A 19,423-nucleotide genomic window follows, 5' to 3' on the forward strand; every position below is an offset into this window, starting at 1 on the left:
TGCCGGTAGCCCCCGGGGCCACCTGACGGGGCGTGGGCCGAGCGCCACGCCGATCGCGATAGCCTGCCCTCGGCGCACAGCCGACCGGCACGCACGGGATCACGCGGAGGGCCATTCCAATGGCGGAGCACACCAGGGCGAGCATCACCATCGAGGCAACCCCGGCCGAGGTCATGGCCGTGATCGCCGACTTCGCCGCCTACCCGGCCTGGACCGGTGAGGTGAAGGAGATCGAGGTGCTGGAGACCGACGACGCCGGCCGGGCCGCCCAGGTCCGCCTGCTGCTCGACGCCGGCGCCATCCGCGACGAGCACGTGCTCGCCTACACCTGGGACGGCGACCGCGAGGTCGGCTGGACCCTGGTCAAGAGCCAGATGCTCCGCACCCTGGACGGCTCCTACACCCTGGCCCCGCTGAGGAGCGGCGGTACCGAGGTCACCTACCAGCTCGCCGTCGACGTCAAGATCCCGATGCTCGGCATGATCAAGCGCAAGGCCGAGAAGGTCATCATCGACCGTGCGCTCGCCGGTCTGAAGAAGCGCGTCGAGGGCTGACGGCGGACCGCCGGCCATGACGGTGAGCAGCTCCGATCCGACCACCGCCGCCCCGGGCCGTCCGGCCCCGGCGCGCGTCATCCTGGTCAGCGGCGACGGCGGGACGGCCACCGTCGCCGCCGCCACCGCCCTGCACGCGGCCCGCCGGGGGCACCGGACCCTGCTGCTGGCCGCCGACGACCCGCACCGCACCCTCGACTCCCTGCTCGGCACCCGCCTGAGCGCGCAACCCGTGGAGTACGCCCCCGGGCTGCGGGTCGCGCGGATCGACGAGCAGGCCGCCTTCCGGCAGGCCCTCGGCGCGGTCGGCGACCGCCTGAAGCCCGTCCTGGACCTGCTCGGCGCCGATCCGCTGGACCCGGAGGAGCTCACCGCCCTCCCCGGCACCTCCCGGCTGGCCATGCTGCGCGCCCTGCACACCTGCGACGCCGACCTGCTGGTCGTGCTCGCCCCGCCGCCCGCCGAGCTCACCGCCGTCCTCGCCCTGCCCGAGCAGCTGGAGCGCTACCTCGCCCGGCTGCTGCCGGAGCAGCGCCAGGCCGCCCGCGCGCTGCGCCCGCTGCTGGCCGCCGTGGCCGGCGTCCCGATGCCCGCCGAGTGGCTCTACGAGGCCCGGACGAAGGCGGCCGCCGCGCTGGCCGAGGTCCGGGCCGCGATCACCGCGCCGGGCACCTCGGTCCGCCTGGTGGTCGCGGCCGAGGCCGGCCCGGTGGACGAGCTGCGCCGGATCCGGGCCGGCCTCGCGCTGCACGGCCTGCGGCCCGACTCCGTGGTCGCGCACCGCGCGCTGCCGCCCGCCGCGGCCTCCTCGCCGGACCCGTGGCTCGCCGCGCTGGCCGCCCGCCAGCGCGCGCTGCTGGACGACCTGGCCGCCGAGCTGGACGTGCCGCTGCTGGTCAGCACCCTCCCCGAGGTCGCCCTGGAGGAGGTCGCCGGCCGGCTGTACGGCGACGGCGACGGCCCGGCCCCCGCCGCCCCCGCGCTCCCGGCGGTCGAGGACCGGCTGGCCGAGGAGGGCCTGCTGGTCTGGCGGATCGCCCTGCCGGGCGCCGACCGGGCCGATCTGGACCTGGTCCGGCGCGGCGACGAGCTGGTGGTCGGCATCGGTGCGTACCGTCGGATCCTGGCGCTGCCGTCCGCGCTGCGCCGCTGCACCGTCACCGGTGCGGCCCTGGCCGACGGTGTGCTCGCCGTGCGGTTCGCCCCGGACCCGGCGCTCTGGCCCCGGGGCTGAGCGGCGGATTCCGGTAGCGTCGAGGGAGGCGGCCGCGGGTGCGGCCGCAGCTGAGGAGGCGCCCGCGATGACCACTGCCGACGACCGGACCGCCCGGCCCGCCGACGAGAGCGCCGGTGCCACGAGCCCCGGCGGAGGGCGCCCCGGCGACAGCGACGGCACGGAGGCCGGGCCCGGCCGGGGCGAGCGGCAGGACGCCGGGAAGGAGCATCCGTTCGGGCCGGAGCTGGGTCTGCTGGTGGAGGAGGTCCGGCGCCTCGCCAAGGCCGTCGGCGAGAAGGCGGAGGAGGCCGGCCTGCCGCAGTTCGCGGCGGCGGCCCTCGGTTCGCTGGGATCGCTCGCCCCGGGCGGCGCCGCGGGCTCGCTGGGAACGCTCTCCGAGCTGCCGGGCGTCCTTCGCGCGAAGCACCCCGAAGTGTACGGGCATCTCTCCGCGGCCGGGGGCGAACTGCTCGCCGCCTATCGGGCCGCTGTCTCCGGGCATGAACGCCGGTGGACGGCGGGAGGCAGTACCGAGAGTGAGCACATTGACCTCGACACGCCTGACGGACCGTCCGACAAGGAGTGAATCGCCAGGTCAGGCACGGTTACTCAGGGCGGACGGGAGCTGACGCAGCGATTCGAAACGTACGACTTTTGAAAGCGGACAGCCATGTTCCCGCGGGATTGCTTTCGGATAATGTAGGCGCCGGTGTGTACGGGAGCAGGTTTGGACGGTACCTTTCCGTCCAGCGGGAACGAGATGAATAGCTGAGGGACACATGGCTCTGACCATCGGCGTCGATGTCGGCGGTACCAAGATTGCGGCCGGCGTGGTCGACGAGGCAGGCGAGATCCTGGCCCGGACCCGGGTACCCACCCCGGCCGACCCCCAGTGGGCGGTCGATGCCATCGCACAGGCAGTACGCGAGCTCAAGGAACTGCACCCGGACGTGACGGCGGTGGGCGTAGGGGCCCCCGGCTTCGTCGACCGGGACCGCTCCACGGTGATCTTCGCGCCCAACATCGACTGGGAGAACGAACCGCTCAAGGCCCGGATCGAGGAACTCACCGGCCTTGAGACGGTCGTCGAGAACGACGCCAACTGCGCGGCCTGGGCCGAGTTCCGGTTCGGCGCGGCGGCGGCCCACTCCGACATGGTGCTGATCACCGTCGGTACCGGCATCGGCGGCGGCATCGTCCTGGACGGCCGCCTGCACCGCGGCCGGTTCGGCGTGGCCGGCGAGATCGGCCACCTCAACATGGTCCCCGACGGCGTGCTCTGCGGCTGCGGCGGCAAGGGCTGCTGGGAGCAGTACGGCTCCGGCCGCGCGCTGCGCCGCTACGGCCGCGAGAAGGCCGCCGCCGACCCGGTGCGCGGCAAGCGGATGCTGGAGCTCAACGACGGCGTCGCCGAGACCATCCGGGGCATCCACATCACCGAGGCGGCCGAGGACGGCGACCCGCTGGCCCTGGAGTGCTACGACGAGCTGGCCGACTGGCTCGGCCGCGGCATGGCCGATCTCGCCGCCCTCTTCGACCCGGGCGTCTTCGTGCTCGGCGGCGGTGTCTCCGACTCCGGCCGGCTGCTGCTCGACCCGGTCGCCAAGGCCTTCCAGCGCTACCTCACCGGCGGCGTCCACCGCCCGCGTGCCGAGGTCGTGCTGGCCTCGATGGGTTCGGCCGCCGGCATCGCCGGCGCGGGCGACCTGGCCCGCACCGTCTGACCCGCACCACTCGCCCGGTCGGCCCGTACGACCCGGTTCGCTTGCTCCGCCGACGGCGGGGCGGGGAGGCCCTCACCCCCCGCCCCGCCGTCGCGGCGTTCTCCGGCCCGCCGGCCCTGCCGCCCGGCCACCGCGTGCCGGGCACCCGCCCCGCCGTCGTGGTGTTCCTGCCCCGCGCGGACGGGCGGCGGGCCTATCGTGGCCGGTGGACCGCCCGAGGGCCTGTCCGCCGGACAGGCCCTGGCGCAGGAGGGGACGACACCGTGACCGACCAGCCCCGGAGCCCCGGGCCGCCGCACCCGGCCCGTCCCGCCCCGCCGGCGCTCCCGCCCTCCGGGCCGGGGCCGGACGGCGGCCACCGGGTACGCCTGCTCAGCTACAACATCCGCTCGCTGCGCGACGACCGGCGGGCCCTGGCCCGGGTCGTCCGGGCCTGCGAGCCGGACGTGGTCTGCGTCCAGGAGTCCCCGCGCTACTGGCGGCCCGGCGGCCAGGCGGCCTGGCTGGCCCGGCACACCGGTACGGAGATCCTCTCCGGCGGCGGGCGGGTGGCGGCCGGTCCGCTGCTGCTCGGCCGCCCCGGCCTCGACGTCCTCGCCGTCCGGGACCGGCTGCTGCCCAAGACCCGCGGCCTGCACGCCCGCGGGTTCGCGACCGCCGTGCTCCGGGCCGGCGGCAGCGCGCCCTTCTCGGTCACCAGCTGCCACCTCAGCCTGGACCCCGCGGAGCGGTACACCCAGTTCGAGCTGCTGCCCGGGCAGATCGCGCCGGGGGAGCACGGGGTGATCGCCGGCGACTTCAACGAGCACCCCGACGGCCCCGGCTGGCAGCTGCTCGCCGGGCGCTTCCAGGACGGTCATCCGACCGCGCCCTGGGGCGGCACCTTCACCTCCGTCCCGGACAACCCCTACCAGCGGATCGACGCGGTCTTCGCGACACCCGGCGTCCGGGTCCTCGCCTGCGGCGTCCCGCACGGCCTGCCCGGGGTCGGCGGGGCCGACCTGCGGGCCGCCACCGACCACCTGCCGGTGCTCGCTGTCCTGGAGATCCCGGCGCCGGCCGGCTGACCGTGGGCGGGCCGGCGGTCGTCGACGCCGCCGGCGGTCACGTCCGGGGGAGCGGGCCGCCGGCCGTCGCGTCCGGGGGCGGGCCGGCTCGGTGGATGTCCGCGCCGACGATCACGCCGCCGCGCACGGTGCAGGTCCCGGTGAAGACCCGGTGGCTGCCGTCGGTCTGCACGGCGTCCAGGACGACGCCGACCACCGGGCCGTTCACCGTCGTCACGGTGACGTCGTCCCGCGTGGTCGAGGCGAAGCCCGCCCTGAAGTCCTGGTACGAGGAGCCGAGGTTCCTGCCGCCCAGGGCCCAGGCGGCCGGGTAGTCCTTGGCGTTCAGGGCGGCGAAGTACGCCTCGACGGCCGCCCGGGCGTCCGCGGCGGCCGGGCCGGCGGCCGGGGAGGCCGGTGGGGTGGTCCCCGAGGGGGCGCCGGTGTCCCGCGGGGCCGTGGTCGCCTGCGAGCTCCTCGCCGCCGGGTCCACCCGCCACCGCCCGGTGGCGTCCGCGAAGCCGGAGTCCAGGGTGAACCGGACCTTCGCCAGGGTGGAGTCGGCCGGCAGCTGGAAGGAGACGAACCCCAGGGCGGTGTCCCCGGGAGCGATGGTGACGTGGGCGGGGAAGGCCGGCCCCGCCAGGGTGGTGACGAAGATGTCGGCGTTGAACCCCTGGCCCTGGCCGTCGATCACCTGGGCGCCGTTGGACGGAGCCAGCAGCGAAACCGCGCGGACGGCAGGGGTGGCACGCATGGGCCGTCGCCTCCCGGAGGAGCCGGAACCGGGCGGACACCCGGCCCCACCACCGTAGGCGGGGCCCGCCCGCCCGCGCGCCCGGACGGGTGCCCCGGCGCGGACCGCCCCCTCCGCACGGACCGCTCCCGGCCAGCACCGCCCGGCCTGCGTCCGGCCGCCGTCCGGCCGCACGGAACGCCCGGCTCAGGGACGACCGCGCCCGGGGTCAGACGACCGCGCCGCCGGTCGGGTCCTCGGGCTCGTCCTCGTCGCGGTCCTTCATCCGGACGACCAGGGTGACGAAGCCGCCGAGGAAGGCCGTGACGCCGACCCAGGCCGGCCACCCGGCGACCTCCTGCCAGAACACGGCGTCGAAGAGCAGCAGCGCCGGGCCGCCGAGGACGGCGAGCCAGGCGAACTTGGCGGTGACGTCGGCCTCGGGGAGCGGCGGCGGCTCCGGCGGCACGAAGTGGCCCTCGTCCGGGTCCTCGGCGGCCTCGTAGTCGCGCGGGCCGGCGGCCGGGACGACCGGCTGGGCGGGCCGGGGGCGCGGCTGCGGGGCCAGGTCGGCGAGGTCGGCGGTGGCGCTCGCCGTTCCGCTCCGCGACTCGCCCCGGCCGCGCAGGTTCTCGCTCTCGGGCCAGTCCGGGCTGTTCAGGCCGGCGGGCTCGTCGAACTGCGCGACCAGGGCGGCGAAGATCTCGTCCTGCTCGGCCTGGCTGCGCTCGGGCACCCGGCGGGCCGGCGGCGCCGCGCCCGCCTCGGTACCGGCCGCGCCGGAGGCACCGCCGGCGCCCGGGGCAGCAGGACCGCCCGGGGCTCCGGGGCCGCCGGTGGCCACCGTCCCGCTGCCCGCGGCCGTGCCGCCGACAGGTTCGGCGGCCGGACCCCCGGTGTCGTCACCGGCCTCCGGGCGCGCGTCCGCCGGCTCCTCGGCCGCCTTCTTCAGACCGTCCTCGCGGGGCGGCTCGTCCTCGCTGCCCGCCGTGCTGCTCTCGTGCACTTCCGGCCCTTCAGCCTTGGTGATCGTCGGATTCGACCCGGGTGGCGCCCGTCGCGAGCGACGGGGCCAGCCGTCGGATGAAGTCCAGACTCGCCCCGAATATTTCCGCCGCGTCGTGGTCCAGCGTCGCGACGTGGAAACTGCGTTCGCACAGTCGCTCCGTCACGTCGGTCGAGGATATCCGGGCGAGGACCAGTTCCGAGTTGGCCGGCGAGACCACGTGGTCCTGCGGGCTGTGGAGGAGCAGCACCGGCCGGCGCACCTGCGGGAGCCTGGCCTGGACGTCCTTCCACAGCAGGGACAGCGACCAGGCTGCGTGCAGCGGGGTGCGGTCGTAGCCGACCTCGCGGGAGCCCTCCAGCGCGATGTCGTTCGCCACCCCGGGCAGGCTCGGCAGCACGTGCCGCAGCACCGGGAGCAGCACGCTCGCGGGGTTGTCCGAGCGCACCGACGGGTTGACCAGCACCAGGCCGGCGACCGCCTCGCCGTGCACGGCCGTCAGCCGCAGGGCGAGCGCGCCGCCCATCGACAGGGCGAGCACGAAGACCTGCTCGCAGCTCTCGCGAAGCGCCAGGAACTCCCGCTCGACCTCGGCGTACCAGTCCTCCCAGCGGGTGACCTGCATGTCCTGCCAGCGGGTGCCGTGCCCGGGCAGCAGCGGCAGGGAGACCGTCAGGCCGGCCTCGACGAGGTGGTCCGCCCACGGGCGCAGCGACTGCGGCGAGCCGGTGAAGCCGTGGCAGAGCAGGACGCCGACCGGGCCGCCCCGGTGGTGGAAAGGCTCGGCACCGGGCAGCAGCGGCATGGGTGGGGGCTCCTTCGCGTTCGCGGGGGCGGGGCGACCGCGCGCGGGTGGCCCGGGCGGGAGCGCTGGAGCCGCATCGTCCCACGCGTCGGGGCGGCTCGTACACCCCGCCGGAACGCCCTCCGCGTCCGGCCGGGGCGGGGCGGCGGCGCCGGGGAGGGCCGCTGGGCATTAGGATCGACCGGTCCGCTAAACAGGAGGCCCGGCGTTGTTCTACCGACTGATGAAGATGATCGTCGCGCCATTGCTACGGATCTTCTTCCGGCCGTGGATGGAGGGGGCGGAGAACATCCCCGAAGAGGGTGCCGCGATCATCGCGAGCAACCACCTCTCCTTCTCGGACTCCTTCTTCCTGCCCGCACTCATGAAGCGCCGGGTGACGTTCATCGCCAAGGCGGAGTACTTCAACACCCCCGGGGTGAAGGGCAAGCTGACCGCGGCCTTCTTCAAGGGCGTCGGCCAGCTCCCGGTGGACCGCTCGGGCGTCCGCGGCGCCGGCGAGGCGGCGATCCGCAGCGCCGTCGCGGTGATCGAGCGCGGCGAACTCTTCGGCGTCTACCCCGAGGGCACCCGCTCGCCCGACGGCAAGCTGTACCGGGGCAAGGTCGGCGGCCTGGCCCGGGTCGCACTGGCGACCGGCGCACCGGTGATCCCGGTGGCCATGATCGACACCGAGAAGGTGCAGCCGCCCGGCCAGGTGGTCCCCAACTTCGGCATCCGTCCCGGCATCCGGATCGGCCGCCCGCTCGACTTCTCCCGCTACCAGGGGATGGAGAACGACCGGTTCATCCTGCGCTCGGTGACGGACGAGGTGATGTACGAGATCATGCGCCTCTCCGGCCAGGAGTACGTGGACATCTACGCGACCGCCGCCAAGCGGCAGATCGCCGACGACAAGAAGCGCACCGACGCCGACCGCAAGGCCGCCCAGAAGGCCGAGCAGGCCGCGCTGAAGGCGGAGAAGGCCGAGGCGGAGAAGGCGGCGGCCGAGCAGGCGGCGGCGGAGCAGGCGGCGGCGGAGCAGGCCGAGGCCGAGAAGGCGGCGGCCGGGCAGGCCGGGCCGGAGGCCGCCCGGCAGCAGAAGGCCGACGACGAGAAGGACAGCGGTCAGGCCTAGGCCTGGTCCGACCGCCACCGCCAGGGGAGGGCTCATGACGGACGGCAGCGGCGGTCCCGGCGCCGACGGCGGCAGCGGACCGGGACCGGGTACGGGCACCGCGGTCGCGCGGCCCGCCGCCGGCCCGGTCGCGGGTTTCGGCGGCTTCGGCGGCCCGACCGGTGTCGGCGGCACGCTGGCGGCCGGCGGGATGTCCGTCGAGCTGCCGCTCTGGCGCGCCATCTCGTACTTCCGGGTGCTGGCGCTGGGCTACGCGCTGCTGCGCTACCTCAACTCCTACGACGACTTCCTGCACCCCGTCGCCGGCTGGATCTACCTGGGCGCCCTGACCCTGTGGACGCTCGCGACCATCCGCTCCTTCGCCGGCCCGCAGCGGTGCACCTGGTACGTGCTGGGCACCGACCTGGCACTCACCCTGACCGGCGTGGTGATGAGCGGCATCGTCGACGACCCGGCCCGGGTCCAGGCCGGCGCGCCCACCCTGCCCACCATCTGGGCGGCCGGCACCGTGCTCGGCTTCGCCGCCAAGGGCGGCTGGCGCCCGGCGGCCTTCGCGGGCACCCTGATCGGGGTCGCGAACATCTTCGGCCACGGCGGTTTCACCGGCGACAACGTCCACAACATCGTGCTGCTGATGGTGGCCGGCTGCGCCATCGGGTACGTGATCGAGCTGGCCCGCGCCAGCGAGGCCGCGCTCACCCGGGCCCTCCAGGTGGAGTCGGCCACCCGGGAGCGCGAGCGGCTCTCCCGGGACATCCACGACGGCGTGCTGCAGGTGCTGGCGCTGGTCCAGCGGCGGGGCGGCGAGCAGACGGCCGGGAACGCGCCGGGGCTGGCCGAGCTCGGCCGGCTGGCCGGCGAGCAGGAGCGCGCCCTGCGCGCGCTGATGACCGGCGGGCCGCTGCCGCACCAGGGCGCGGCCGAGCCGGCGGACCTGCGCACCCTGGTCACCCCGTACGCCGGCGAGCGGGTCACCGTCTCCGCCCCGGGCACGCCGGTGCTGCTGCCGGGGCCGGTGGCCGGCGAACTGGCCGCCGCCGTCGGCGCGGCCGTGGACAACGTGCACCGGCACGCCGGCCCCGGCGCCCGGGCCTGGATCCTGGTCGAGGACGAGCCGGACGCGGTCACCGTCAGCATCCGCGACGACGGGCCCGGCTTCGCGGCGGGCCGGCTGGGCGAGGCCGAGCGCAGCGGGCGCCTCGGCGTCTCGCAGTCGATCCGGGGCCGGCTGCTGGACCTCGGCGGCAGCGCCGAGCTGTACTCGGTGCCGGGCGAGGGCGTCGAGGTCGAACTGCGGGTCCCCAGGGAGGGAGCATGACGGTGGAACAGGACGCCCTGCGGGTGATGGTGGTGGACGACCACCCGATGTGGCGGGAGGCGGTCTCCCGGGACCTCGCCGAGGCCGGCCTGGACGTGGTCGCCACCGCCGGGGACGGCGAGGAGGCGGTGCGCCGGGCCCGGGCCTGCAGCCCGCAGGTGGTGGTGCTCGACCTCAACCTGCCCGGCCTGCCGGGGGTCGAGGTGTGCCGCCAGGTGGTGGGCCAGGACCCGTCGGTGCGGGTGCTGGTGCTGTCCGCCAGCGGCGAGCACGCGGACGTGCTGGAGGCCGTCAAGTCCGGTGCCACCGGGTACCTGGTGAAGTCGGCCGGGCGGGACGAACTGCTGGACGCGGTGCGCCGCACGGCCGTCGGCGACGCCGTCTTCACCCCCGGCCTGGCCGGGCTGGTGCTGGGCGAGTTCCGCCGGCTCGCGGCCGAGCCGGCGCAGGCCTCGGCGCCCGCCGCCCCGCAGCTCACCGCGCGGGAGACCGAGGTGCTGCGGCTGGTCGCCAAGGGGTTGTCGTACCGCCAGATCGCCGACCGCCTGGTGCTCTCGCACCGGACGGTGCAGAACCACGTGCAGAACACCCTGGGCAAGCTCCAGCTGCACAACCGGGTCGAGCTGGTCCGCTACGCGATCGAGCAGGGCCTGGACGACGAGGCCTGACGGCCCGTCCGCCCGCCGTCAGTCCGCCCGCACCCGGCCGCCCCGCACCGCGCGCGGCGGTCCGGGGCGGCCGGTCCCGTGCGGGCGGTCCGGGGCGGGCGGTCCGGGGCGGGCGGTCCGGTGCCGGCCCTCAGCCCCGGCCGAGCAGGGCGGCGCCGGCCGCGCCCCGCACCCCCGGGCGGGCCAGCAGCCCGGCGACGATGTCGACGCCGTCCCGGGTGAGCACCGACTCGGGGTGGAACTGCAGGCCGGCGAAGCCGGGACCGCGCAGCGCGTGCACGTCGCCGGTGGCCGGGTCGCGGGCCACCTCGACGCCCCCGGCGGCCAGCCGGGCGGCCTCGGCGTCCGAGCAGCGGGCCGTGAAGGTGTTGTAGAAGCCGACGGTGCGGCGCTCGCCGAACAGGTCCACCGTCTCCTGGGCGCCCTGGTAGGGCACGGCCTTGCGGGCCAGCGGCAGCCCGAGGGCGTCCGAGAGCAGCTGGTGGCTGAGGCAGACGGCGAGCAGCGGTGCGGTGCGGGCGCCGCTCCGGGCCGCGGCCAGGGCGTCGGCCACGATCGGCCGCAGCAGCGCCATCTTGGGGTCGGCGGCGTCGGCCGGGTCGCCCGGGCCGGGGCCGAGCACCAGGGTGCCGGGATGGGCGGCGACCCGCTCGCGCAGGCCGGGGGTGTCGTAGCGGAGCACCGAGACCTGGTGGCCGAGCGAGGCCAGCAGGTGGGCGAGCATCGAGGTGAAGGTGTCCTCGCCGTCGACGACCAGGGTGGGCAGCGCCTCGGTGACGGTGGCCGGCTCCTGCATCCGCAGCCAGAACGGCGCCAGGTTCGCCCGCCGGGCGTCCAGCGCGGTCTGCACCCGGTGGTCGTCGGAGAGCCGGGGCCCGCCGGGCCGGGGGAGCCGGTGCGCGGGGGCGGGCCGGGCGCCGATCGCGGTCAGCACACCGGCGGCCTTGGCGTGCGTCTCGGCGACCTCGCCGTGCGGGTCGGAGTGCCGTACGAGGGTCGCGCCGACCCGCACCACGAGCCGGCCGGTGGCCGGGTCGATGTCGGCGGCGCGGATGCAGATCGGGGAGTCCAGCAGCTGCCCGCCGCTGGCGGAGCGGCCGATCAGGGCCAGCGCGCCGGAGTAGTAGCCGCGTCCGGTGGGCTCGTACCGCTTGATCACCCGGGTGGCGTTCTGCACCGGGCTGCCGGTGACGGTGGCGGCGAACATGGTCTCCTTGAGCACCTCGCGGACGTCCAGCGAGGTGCGGCCGCGCAGCTCGTACTCGGTGTGCGCGAGGTGGGCCATCTCCTTGAGCCGCGGGCCGAGCACCTGGCCGCCGAGGTCGCCGACGGTGCACATCATCTTGAGTTCCTCGTCGACCACCATGGTGAGCTCCTCCAGCTCCTTGGGGTCCTGGAGGAATTCGAGCAGCGAGTCGATGCCGGGGCCGGCCGCCGGATAGCGGTAGGTGCCGGAGATCGGGTTCATCACGACCGTGCCGCCGGACTGCCGCACGTGCACCTCGGGGGAGGCGCCGACCAGGACCCTCTCCCCGGTGTGCACCAGGAAGGTCCAGTACGCGCCGCGCTCCTGCTCCAGCAGCCGGCGGAAGAGCGAGAGGGCGAGGGCCGGCCCGAAGCCGTCCAGGGTGGCGGTGAAGTCCCGCCGGATGACGAAGTTGGCGCCCTCGCCGCGCCCGATCTCGTCCTGGATCACCCGGCGGACGATCTCCGCGTAGCTCTCGTCGTCGATGTCGAAGCCGCCGCCGGACAACGAGACCGGCAGCTGCGGCAGCGCCGGCAGCAGCTCGGCCAGCGGGAAGGCGTGCTCCTCGGCCACCGAGATCGCCTGCAGCGGGGTGCCGTCGTCGTGCGCGTCGAAGCCGCGCTCCCGGATCTGGCGGTACGGGACGAGCGCCAGCAGGTCGTGCCGCGGGCCGTCCGCCGGGACACCGGCCGGCACCGGCAGGTCGGCGAGCTGCTGGTAGGAGCCGGCCGTGCCGAGCAGCACCTCCACGGTGTCCGGCGCCAGCCGGGGCGCCCGGCGGTGCAGCAGGGCGAAGGCGGGGGCGCCGGGGGCGGTCAGGCGGGCGAGCAGCTCTGTGGGACTGGTCACGGTGCGGCTTCCTTCCGGGAAGGCTCGGGATGCGGTACTGGATCCGCTTTTCCGGGAGGGCCGAACTGCTCGCGATACGCAGAAGGCCGCCCCGAGGGGCGGCCGTCGTGTCGTCAGGGACGCGCTATCGGTGGGCCACCTCGGGGATGGTCCACCACCAGGAGAAGGTGTGCGGCGCGTTCATGGTGCAGAGCGTAGCGGATGCGCCGCGGAAGTGAGGCCGGTCACGGATATGTCCACGACGCGTCTCATCCATCGGGCAGCGCGCACAATTCTGTTGTCACACCCCGTAGCCTTGGCAACGTGACCGTGACAAATCTCCACACCTGGCAGTCCCTGCCCGCGGCGCAGCAGCCTGAATGGCCGGATCCTGAGGCGCTGCGCAAGTCTCTTGCGGACCTCGCCTCGTATCCGCCGCTCGTCTTCGCAGGCGAGTGTGACCAGCTGCGCGCCCGGCTCGGTGCCGTCGCGCGTGGTGAGGCGTTCCTGCTGCAGGGCGGCGACTGCGCCGAGGCCTTCGACGGCGTGTCGGCCGAGCAGATCCGCAACAAGCTCAAGACCCTGCTGCAGATGGCCGCCGTGCTGACGTACGCCGCCTCCGTGCCGGTGGTCAAGGTCGGCCGGATCGCGGGCCAGTACTCCAAGCCGCGCTCCAAGTCGACCGAGACCCGCGACGGCGTGACCCTGCCCGTCTACCGGGGTGACTCGGTGAACGGCTTCGAGTTCACCCCCGAATCCCGCATCCCCGACCCCGAGCGCCTGAAGCGGATGTACAACGCGTCCGCCGCCACGCTCAACCTGGTCCGTGCCTTCACCACCGGTGGCTACGCGGACCTGCGCCAGGTGCACGCTTGGAACCAGGACTTCGTGCGCAACTCCCCGTCCGGCCAGCGGTACGAGAAGCTGGCCAAGGAGATCGACAACGCGCTGGCCTTCATGCAGGCCTGCGGGGTCGCTCCCGAGGAGTTCAAGACCGTCGAGTTCTACTCCTCGCACGAGGCGCTGGTGCTGGACTACGAGACCGCGCTGACCCGCGTGGACTCGCGCACCGGTGACCTGTACGACGTGTCGGGCCACATGGTCTGGATCGGTGAGCGCACCCGCCAGCTGGACGGGGCGCACATCGAGTTCGCGTCGAAGATCCGCAACCCGATCGGCGTCAAGCTCGGCCCGACCACCACGGTCGAGGAGGCGCTCACCCTGATCGAGCGGCTCGACCCCGAGCGCGAGCCCGGCCGGCTCACCTTCATCACCCGGATGGGCGCGGGCAAGATCCGCGATCACCTGCCCACCCTGGTGGAGAAGGTCACCGCCTCCGGCGCCCAGCCGGTGTGGATCTGCGACCCGATGCACGGCAACACCTTCGAGGCCTCCAGCGGCCACAAGACCCGCCGCTTCGACGACGTGCTCGACGAGGTCAAGGGCTTCTTCGAGGTGCACCGCGCGCTCGGCACCCACCCGGGCGGCATCCACGTGGAGCTGACCGGCGACGACGTCACCGAGTGCGTCGGCGGCGGCGACGAGGTGCTGGTCGACGACCTGCACCAGCGCTACGAGACGGCCTGCGACCCGCGGCTCAACCGCAGCCAGTCGCTGGACCTCGCGTTCCTGGTGGCCGAGATGTACCGCGGCGGTCACTGACCGCGGTGGCCGCCGCCCCGGCGCCCACCACGGCCGGGCCGTGCCCGGCAGAACGCCCGTGATGTGACGAAGGCCCCTCCGGTTTCGGGATTCCCGAGCCCGGAGGGGCTTTTTCGTACCCGGATCGGCGGGTAAGGTAAGGCTTAGTGAGCTAAGGCAAGCCTTCCTAGATCATCTCCGGATCCCGCCGGGATCCACCCCGAGATCATCCCCGAACCACCTGGGAGAGACCGCGATGTACGTGTGCATGTGCCATGCGGTCACCGAGGACCAGGTGAAGAAGGCCATCGACGCCGGCGCCAACAGCCCCCGCCAGATCGCCAAGGGCTGCAAGGCGGGCACCGACTGCGGCTCCTGCGTCCGCCGGATCCAGGCCCTGCTGGGCGAGCACGGCGCCCGGCCGTGCCCGACCGCCCGGCTGGCCGCCAAGCTCGGCCTCACCGACCCGGAGAGCGACGCCGGCCAGCCGGCCCCCGCGCCGGCCCCGGCCGGGCGGGCACCGCTGCCGGCCGTCCGGTCGCTGGAGCCGGCCCCGCTGCGCGCCGCCTAGGTCGCGCGCCCGCTCGGCGCCTGCTCCGCCTCCGCCCCGCCGCCGGTCCGCCCGTGAGCCGCCGGTCGATCCCTGAGCCGCCCGTTCGCCCCGCCGTCCGGCCGCCCGCCGGGCGCGCCGCGGGTCCGGTGGCGACACGCCTGCGGCCGGGCGTCGCCGCCGCGGTGCTCCTCGCGGTTCTTCCCGGGTGCTGCCGGCCCTACGACTCCGGCTGCTCGATCAGCTGGGCCAGGTAGAGCGGCTCGCCGAGCTTCTCCAGCAGTTCGAGCTGGGTGTCGAGGTAGTCGATGTGGTGCTCCTCGTCCGCGAGGATCGACTCGAAGATGTTGGCCGAGGTGACGTCGTTCTTGGCACGCATCACCACGATCCCGCGCCGCAGGCGGTCGATCGCCTCGACCTCGACCTGGCGGTCCGCGTCGAACATCTCCTTGACGTTCTGGCCGACCCGGACGTGGAACAGCCGCTGGTAGTTCGGGAGCCCGTCCAGGAAGAGGATCCGGTCGGTGAGGATCTCGGCGTGCTTCATCTCGTCGAAGGACTCGTGGCGGGTGTACTTCGCGAGCTTCGTCCAGCCGAAGTTCTCCTGCATCTTGGCGTGCAGGAAGTACTGGTTGATGGCGGTCAGCTCGGCGGTGAGCTGCTCGTTGAGGAACTCGATGACCTCGGGGTCACCCTTCATGGCGTCTGCCTTCCTGCTGTGCTTCCGGGATCCACGGCTGCCCGCATCCTGGCATCGTGCTGGGTGGTATTTCCAGTAAGTTCACACTCACACGGGGATGTGCCGGATTATCTGATTTGCGCTTCATTGCTCTGCGCGGGCGGGCGTGCGGCGCGGACAAGGGGCGCGCACGTAGCACCACGCGCCGTCTGTCACCATGGAGGCATGGGTCAGTCCGAACAAGAACCACTTCCACCGTCTGACCCGAGGCTCCCACCGGGCCAGCGCCTGCAGCGCGGCTGGCCCGTCCTGCACTACGGGCCCGTTCCCCGCTTCAAGCCGTTGACCTGGGACTTCCAGGTGTTCGGGGCGACCGCCTCGGCCGAGAAGCACAGCTGGGACTTCACCGGCTTCCACGCCCTGCCCCGGGTCACCGTGCAGGCCGACTTCCACTGCGTGACCCGGTTCTCGATGCTCGGCAACGACTGGACCGGCGTGCCGGCGTCGGCCGTCCTCGACCAGGTGCCCCCGGCCCCCGGCGTCACCCACGTCATGGTGTGGGCCGAGTACGGGTACAGCGCCAACCTCCGGCTGGAGGACTTCGCCGACCTCCGCACCGTCTTCGCCACCCACCACAACGGCGAGCCGCTCACCGTGGAGCACGGCTTCCCGGTCCGGCTGGTGGTGCCCCAGTTGTACGCCTGGAAGGGGCCCAAGTGGGTGCGTGCGGTGGAGTACATGCGCGCCGACCGCCGCGGCTTCTGGGAGGAGCGCGGCTACCACAACCGGGCCGACCCCTGGACCGAGAAGCGCTTCTCGTACCAGGAGGAGCCCGGCGACGGGCCGCTGCGCTAGCTGCCGGACGGCCCGCTCCGGGCGTCCGGAGCCGCCGGCCCTCGTCCGGAGCCGTCCGGAGGAGGACCGGAGCCGGGCGCGTCAGGCCGCGGCCGGCTTGATGTTCTGGTTGAGGTGGAACAGGTTGCCCGGGTCGTACTGCCGTTTCACCGCGGCCAGCCGGGCGTAGTTGCCCCGGTAGTTGTCCTCGACCCGGCCCTGGTCGTCCTCGCCCATGAAGTTGATGTACCCGCCGGGCTCGGAGTGCGGCGCCACCGCCGCGTAGTAGTCCCGCACCCAGGCGGTCTGCGCCGCGTCGCCGGCCGGGTCGTCCCAGACCGCCAGGATGACGGTGGAGAACGTCGCCTCCCGGTACGAGTACGCGGTGGCCTCGGGCGCGACCCGCTGCGGCGCTCCGTTCACGGGGTAGATGTGCATGGTCGAGCTGAGGGTCGGCACCTGGGGGCCGTGCTCCAGGTGGGCCGCGATCGCCGCGTCGGTCAGCTCGGTCGCGAAGCTGCCCTTCCAGTACTCCCGCAGGCCCGGCGGCAGCAGCGGGTCGAAGGCGCTGTTGATCGCCGGGTAGGGCATCGGCCCGACCGCCTCGGCGACCCGGGGAGCCAGGTCGCGCAGCGGCCGGAGCACCCGGTCGGCCTCCTCGACCGGCCCGGACCAGCAGACCACCACGATGCCCAGCACGTCGCCGTGCCGGTCCTCGGGGATGAACGGCAGCGGCGGCGCGGTCTGGAACCCGGGGAAGAGGAAGAGCTGCTCGGGAGCGTCCTGGACGAACTCCCGGTAGAACTTCAGGATGTTCTCCATGTGCTCCAGCTCGAACAGCATCGGGCCGGCGACGACCTGGTCGACCGGGCTCAGCCGGTACTCGAACGAGGTCACCACGCCGAAGTTGCCGCCGCCCCCGCGGAGCGCCCAGAACAGGTCGGCGTTCCGGTCGGCGTCGGCGGTCAGGAACCGGCCGTCGGCCGTCACCACATCGGCGGACAGCAGGTTGTCGCAGGTCAGCCCCATGGTCCGGCAGAGGTAGCCGAAGCCCCCGCCGAGCGTCAGCCCGGCGATGCCCGTGGTGGAGACGATCCCGCCGGTGGTGGCGAGGCCGAAGGCGTGGGTGGCGGCGTTCAGGTCGCCCCAGGTCGCGCCCGGCTCCGCGCGGGCCGTCCGGGTCGCCGGGTCGACGCGCACCCCGCGCAGACCGGACAGGTCGGCGACCACGCCGTCGTCACAGGTCCCGTAGCCGGGCGCGCTGTGCCCGCCGCCGCGTACGGCGAGGTCCAGGCCCATCTCGCGGGCGTAGTTGACGGTGGCCATCACGTCGCCGGCGTTCGCGCACCGGACGACGGCCGCGGGCCGGCGGTCCGCGGTGGCGTTGTAGACCTTGCGGGCCTCGTCGTAGCCCCTGTCCTGCGGGGTCACCACGTCACCCCGGGTGCGTTCTCTTAAGTCGTCGACAGTGTGCCCGGCCATGGGGACCACTCCTCGGGGTACCGGCTGCGGGAAGCCCCGGCAGGGGCCTTCCTTTCACGCTACGCCGATCGGGTGAGGCCTCAAGCCGGGCCGCCCGGGCTTCGGGAGCCGGGCCCCCGAAGCCCGGGCGGCCTCAGATCAGCGGGAAGCTGATGACCACCGTGGTGCCCTGCGGACGGCGCTGGCCCGCGGCCGGGTTCTGCCCGGAGACCTTGCCGGTGCCGAACAGGTTCAGGCCGTTGCTCTGCACCTTGAACCCGGCGTCGGTGAGCGCCTTGGTGGCGTCGTCCTTGGTCATCCCGCCCACGTCGGGGACGGCCACCATGCCCTTGCTGACCAGCAGCGACACCGGCGCGTTCACCGGCAGCAGCTCCCCGGCGGCAGGGGAGCTGCTGATCACCGAGCCCTGCGGCACGACGTCGTCGTACTGCTCGTTGCTGGTCCCGGGCGCCAGCTGCGCGGCGGCCAGCGCCTGCCGGGCCTGGTCGAGGGTCTTCCCGGTGAGGTCGGGCACCGCGATCCGCTGCGGCCCGCGCGAGACGGTCACCGCCACCGGGTCGCTCTTGCGGACCCGGCGGCCGACGTCCGGATCGGTGCCGATCACCGCGCCGGCCGGGACGGTCTCGCTGTACGCCTCGGTGAAGCTGCCCTGCAGGCCGGCCGCCGCCAGCACCGAGACGGCCTCCGCCCGGCTCTTGCCGAGCACGCCGGGCACCTTCGTGTAGACCGCGCCGGACAGCGCGTACGTCGCGCCGCCCACCAGCAGCAGCACGGCGGCCAGCACCGCGCCCCAGACCAGCGGCGCGCGTGAGCGGCGCGGCCGCGGCGGCCGCCGCCCGGGCCGCTTCCCCCCGGCGGCCGGCGGCTCGTCGTAGGGGCGGGGCCCGGTGAGCAGCGCGTCCATCAGCTCCGGCGGGACGTCCAGCACACTGGTGTGCTCCACCGGGGGCTGGATCACCGAGGTCGGCTCGGTGGTCGGGAACGCCGGGCTGGGCCGGGTGGAGGCCGGCGGCTCGGCGTCGAGCTGGGCCGGCGTCAGGGTGCGCCGCACCCGCTGCAGGGCGGCGAGCAGCTCGACCGCGTCGTAGGGGCGGGCCCCGGGATCGCGGGCGGTGGCCGAGGCGACTATGGCGTCCAGGCCGGGCGTGATGCCGGGGACGGCCAGGGACGGCGCGGGCACGTCCTCGTGCAGATGGCGGTAGATCACCTGGACGGCGTTCTCGCCGGTGTGCGGCCGGTCGCCGGTGAGCATCTCGTACAGCACGATGCCCGCCGCGTAGACGTCCACCCGCTGGTCGGTGGCCCCCTCCGGCCGGATCTGCTCGGGCGCCAGGTAGGAGACGGTGCCGAGCACCGCGCCGGCCGTGCTGGTGGTGACCGCGCCGTCGGCGCCGTTCAGCAGCCGGACCAGCCCGAAGTCGGCGACCTTCACCAGCCCGCCGTCGGTGATCAGCACGTTCTCCGGCTTGACGTCCCGGTGCACCAGCCCGGCGCGGTGCGCGGAGCCGAGCGCCGCCAGCACCGGCTCCAGGATGTCCAGGGCGGCCCGCGCGGACAGTGCGCCGCGGTCCCGCAGCACGTCCCGCAGGGTCCGGCCCGGGACGTACTCCATCGCCAGGAAGACCGTGCCGCCGTCGGCGCCCTGGTCGAAGACGTTGACCACGTTGGGGTGCGAGAGCCGGGCCACGGCCTTGGCCTCGCGGATGAAACGGTCGGTGAAGTCGGCGTCGCCGGCCAGCGCGGGGTGCATCACCTTGAGCGCCAGCACCCGGTCCAGCCGGGTGTCGGTGCCCCGGTAGACGGTGGCCATGCCACCGGTCGCGATCCGTTGCTCGACCCGGTACCGGCCGTCCAGCAGGGTACCGATCAACGGGTCGTGCAGTGCCATGTCCACCAGGGAAGTGTAGGGGCGCCGAGGCCGGCGGCCCCGGGCGGACACCGCGCCCGGGGCCGCTTGTGCCCGGCTTGTGACA

18 protein-coding genes are annotated in these 19,423 nt (G+C 74.4%); 11 read left to right on the forward strand and 7 right to left on the reverse strand.

What is annotated here, in order from left to right:
- Positions 1-119 precede the first annotated feature (119 nt).
- The 5 genes from IE329_RS25870 to IE329_RS25890 all read left to right on the forward strand — a co-directional run bounded on the left by IE329_RS25870 (position 120) and on the right by IE329_RS25890 (position 4,561).
- A complete protein-coding gene (locus IE329_RS25870) occupies positions 120-554 on the forward strand; it encodes an SRPBCC family protein (protein WP_190213385.1) in 435 nt (144 codons plus the stop codon).
- A 16-nt stretch (positions 555-570) separates the two neighbouring features.
- Positions 571-1,788, forward strand: coding sequence for an ArsA family ATPase (locus IE329_RS25875; RefSeq protein WP_190213386.1), 1,218 nt, complete (start codon positions 571-573; stop codon positions 1,786-1,788).
- Between the two features lie 67 nt (positions 1,789-1,855).
- Complete coding sequence (locus IE329_RS25880; RefSeq protein ID WP_190213387.1) at positions 1,856-2,356, forward strand: DUF5304 family protein; 501 nt, start codon at positions 1,856-1,858, stop codon at positions 2,354-2,356.
- A gap of 193 nt (positions 2,357-2,549) precedes the next feature.
- Positions 2,550-3,494 carry an ROK family glucokinase gene (locus IE329_RS25885; protein WP_190213388.1) on the forward strand — a complete coding sequence of 315 codons (945 nt, stop codon included), beginning with the start codon at positions 2,550-2,552 and terminating at the stop codon, positions 3,492-3,494.
- A 263-nt stretch (positions 3,495-3,757) separates the two neighbouring features.
- Complete coding sequence (locus IE329_RS25890) at positions 3,758-4,561, forward strand: endonuclease/exonuclease/phosphatase family protein (protein WP_190213389.1); 804 nt, start codon at positions 3,758-3,760, stop codon at positions 4,559-4,561.
- Positions 4,562-4,598: 37 nt separating this feature from the next.
- On the opposite strand, the gene IE329_RS25895 is transcribed toward IE329_RS25890, so the two are convergent.
- The 3 genes from IE329_RS25895 to IE329_RS25905 all read right to left on the reverse strand — a co-directional run bounded on the left by IE329_RS25895 (position 4,599) and on the right by IE329_RS25905 (position 7,087).
- Entirely contained in the window at positions 4,599-5,297 is a 699-nt protein-coding gene (locus IE329_RS25895) for a hypothetical protein (protein WP_190213390.1), read from the reverse strand.
- A gap of 208 nt (positions 5,298-5,505) precedes the next feature.
- Entirely contained in the window at positions 5,506-6,282 is a 777-nt protein-coding gene (locus tag IE329_RS25900) for a hypothetical protein (RefSeq protein WP_229927756.1), read from the reverse strand.
- A 10-nt stretch (positions 6,283-6,292) separates the two neighbouring features.
- Positions 6,293-7,087 (reverse strand): alpha/beta hydrolase, encoded by a 795-nt coding sequence (locus tag IE329_RS25905; RefSeq protein ID WP_190213391.1) that lies wholly within the window; start codon positions 7,085-7,087, stop codon positions 6,293-6,295.
- Between the two features lie 223 nt (positions 7,088-7,310).
- Between IE329_RS25905 and IE329_RS25910 the strand changes: the two genes are divergently transcribed.
- The 3 genes from IE329_RS25910 to IE329_RS25920 all read left to right on the forward strand — a co-directional run bounded on the left by IE329_RS25910 (position 7,311) and on the right by IE329_RS25920 (position 10,190).
- Positions 7,311-8,204, forward strand: coding sequence for a lysophospholipid acyltransferase family protein (locus tag IE329_RS25910; protein WP_190213425.1), 894 nt, complete (start codon positions 7,311-7,313; stop codon positions 8,202-8,204).
- A 190-nt stretch (positions 8,205-8,394) separates the two neighbouring features.
- Positions 8,395-9,522, forward strand: coding sequence for a MacS family sensor histidine kinase (gene macS, locus IE329_RS25915; RefSeq protein ID WP_190213426.1), 1,128 nt, complete (start codon positions 8,395-8,397; stop codon positions 9,520-9,522).
- Entirely contained in the window at positions 9,519-10,190 is a 672-nt protein-coding gene (locus IE329_RS25920) for a response regulator (RefSeq protein ID WP_073923301.1), read from the forward strand. Before macS ends, IE329_RS25920 begins: the two co-directional genes overlap by 4 nt.
- Positions 10,191-10,320: 130 nt before the next feature.
- On the opposite strand, the gene IE329_RS25925 is transcribed toward IE329_RS25920, so the two are convergent.
- Complete coding sequence (locus IE329_RS25925) at positions 10,321-12,285, reverse strand: anthranilate synthase family protein (RefSeq protein WP_190213392.1); 1,965 nt, start codon at positions 12,283-12,285, stop codon at positions 10,321-10,323.
- A gap of 303 nt (positions 12,286-12,588) precedes the next feature.
- Between IE329_RS25925 and IE329_RS25930 the strand changes: the two genes are divergently transcribed.
- Both IE329_RS25930 and IE329_RS25935 read left to right on the forward strand, forming a co-directional pair.
- Positions 12,589-13,926, forward strand: a complete 1,338-nt coding sequence (locus IE329_RS25930) for a class II 3-deoxy-7-phosphoheptulonate synthase (RefSeq protein ID WP_190213393.1) — start codon at positions 12,589-12,591, stop codon at positions 13,924-13,926.
- Between the two features lie 235 nt (positions 13,927-14,161).
- The gene (locus IE329_RS25935; protein WP_190213394.1) at positions 14,162-14,476 is read left to right on the forward strand and encodes a (2Fe-2S)-binding protein; all 315 of its coding nucleotides are present in this window, start codon (positions 14,162-14,164) and stop codon (positions 14,474-14,476) included.
- Positions 14,477-14,675: 199 nt separating this feature from the next.
- Here the strand turns inward: IE329_RS25935 and bfr are convergent, their stop codons facing one another.
- Complete coding sequence (gene bfr / locus IE329_RS25940) at positions 14,676-15,155, reverse strand: bacterioferritin (RefSeq protein WP_190213395.1); 480 nt, start codon at positions 15,153-15,155, stop codon at positions 14,676-14,678.
- 204 nt (positions 15,156-15,359) lie between these two features.
- Between bfr and IE329_RS25945 the strand changes: the two genes are divergently transcribed.
- Positions 15,360-15,989: a sulfite oxidase-like oxidoreductase gene (locus IE329_RS25945; protein WP_190213396.1), complete on the forward strand. Its 630-nt coding sequence runs from the start codon at positions 15,360-15,362 to the stop codon at positions 15,987-15,989.
- An 81-nt stretch (positions 15,990-16,070) separates the two neighbouring features.
- Here the strand turns inward: IE329_RS25945 and IE329_RS25950 are convergent, their stop codons facing one another.
- On the reverse strand, positions 16,071-17,450 hold the full coding sequence (locus IE329_RS25950) for an FAD-binding oxidoreductase (RefSeq protein WP_190213397.1): 1,380 nt from the start codon (positions 17,448-17,450) through the stop codon (positions 16,071-16,073).
- Between the two features lie 133 nt (positions 17,451-17,583).
- Positions 17,584-19,338, reverse strand: a complete 1,755-nt coding sequence (pknB, locus tag IE329_RS25955; protein WP_229927762.1) for a Stk1 family PASTA domain-containing Ser/Thr kinase — start codon at positions 19,336-19,338, stop codon at positions 17,584-17,586.
- Positions 19,339-19,423: the final 85 nt, after the last annotated feature.

The organism is Kitasatospora indigofera (assembly GCF_014655955.1).
In the GTDB taxonomy this organism is placed as follows: Bacteria; Actinomycetota; Actinomycetes; order Streptomycetales; family Streptomycetaceae; genus Kitasatospora; species Kitasatospora indigofera.

Excerpts from the sequence above, each read along its gene's own strand:
- IE329_RS25905 (WP_190213391.1), bottom strand. The coding sequence starts at position 7,087 with ATGCCGCTGCTGCCCGGTGCCGAGCCTTTCCACCACCGGGGCGGCCCG.
- IE329_RS25935 (WP_190213394.1), top strand. The coding sequence starts at position 14,162 with ATGTACGTGTGCATGTGCCATGCGGTCACCGAGGACCAGGTGAAGAAG.
- IE329_RS25875 (WP_190213386.1), top strand. The coding sequence starts at position 571 with ATGACGGTGAGCAGCTCCGATCCGACCACCGCCGCCCCGGGCCGTCCG.
- IE329_RS25870 (WP_190213385.1), top strand. The coding sequence starts at position 120 with ATGGCGGAGCACACCAGGGCGAGCATCACCATCGAGGCAACCCCGGCC.
- IE329_RS25910 (WP_190213425.1), top strand. The coding sequence starts at position 7,311 with ATGAAGATGATCGTCGCGCCATTGCTACGGATCTTCTTCCGGCCGTGG.
- IE329_RS25880 (WP_190213387.1), top strand. The coding sequence starts at position 1,856 with ATGACCACTGCCGACGACCGGACCGCCCGGCCCGCCGACGAGAGCGCC.
- pknB (WP_229927762.1), bottom strand. The coding sequence starts at position 19,338 with ATGGCACTGCACGACCCGTTGATCGGTACCCTGCTGGACGGCCGGTAC.
- IE329_RS25920 (WP_073923301.1), top strand. The coding sequence starts at position 9,519 with ATGACGGTGGAACAGGACGCCCTGCGGGTGATGGTGGTGGACGACCAC.
- macS (WP_190213426.1), top strand. The coding sequence starts at position 8,395 with ATGTCCGTCGAGCTGCCGCTCTGGCGCGCCATCTCGTACTTCCGGGTG.
- IE329_RS25895 (WP_190213390.1), bottom strand. The coding sequence starts at position 5,297 with ATGCGTGCCACCCCTGCCGTCCGCGCGGTTTCGCTGCTGGCTCCGTCC.
- IE329_RS25950 (WP_190213397.1), bottom strand. The coding sequence starts at position 17,450 with ATGGCCGGGCACACTGTCGACGACTTAAGAGAACGCACCCGGGGTGAC.
- IE329_RS25885 (WP_190213388.1), top strand. The coding sequence starts at position 2,550 with ATGGCTCTGACCATCGGCGTCGATGTCGGCGGTACCAAGATTGCGGCC.
- bfr (WP_190213395.1), bottom strand. The coding sequence starts at position 15,155 with ATGAAGGGTGACCCCGAGGTCATCGAGTTCCTCAACGAGCAGCTCACC.
- IE329_RS25945 (WP_190213396.1), top strand. The coding sequence starts at position 15,360 with ATGGGTCAGTCCGAACAAGAACCACTTCCACCGTCTGACCCGAGGCTC.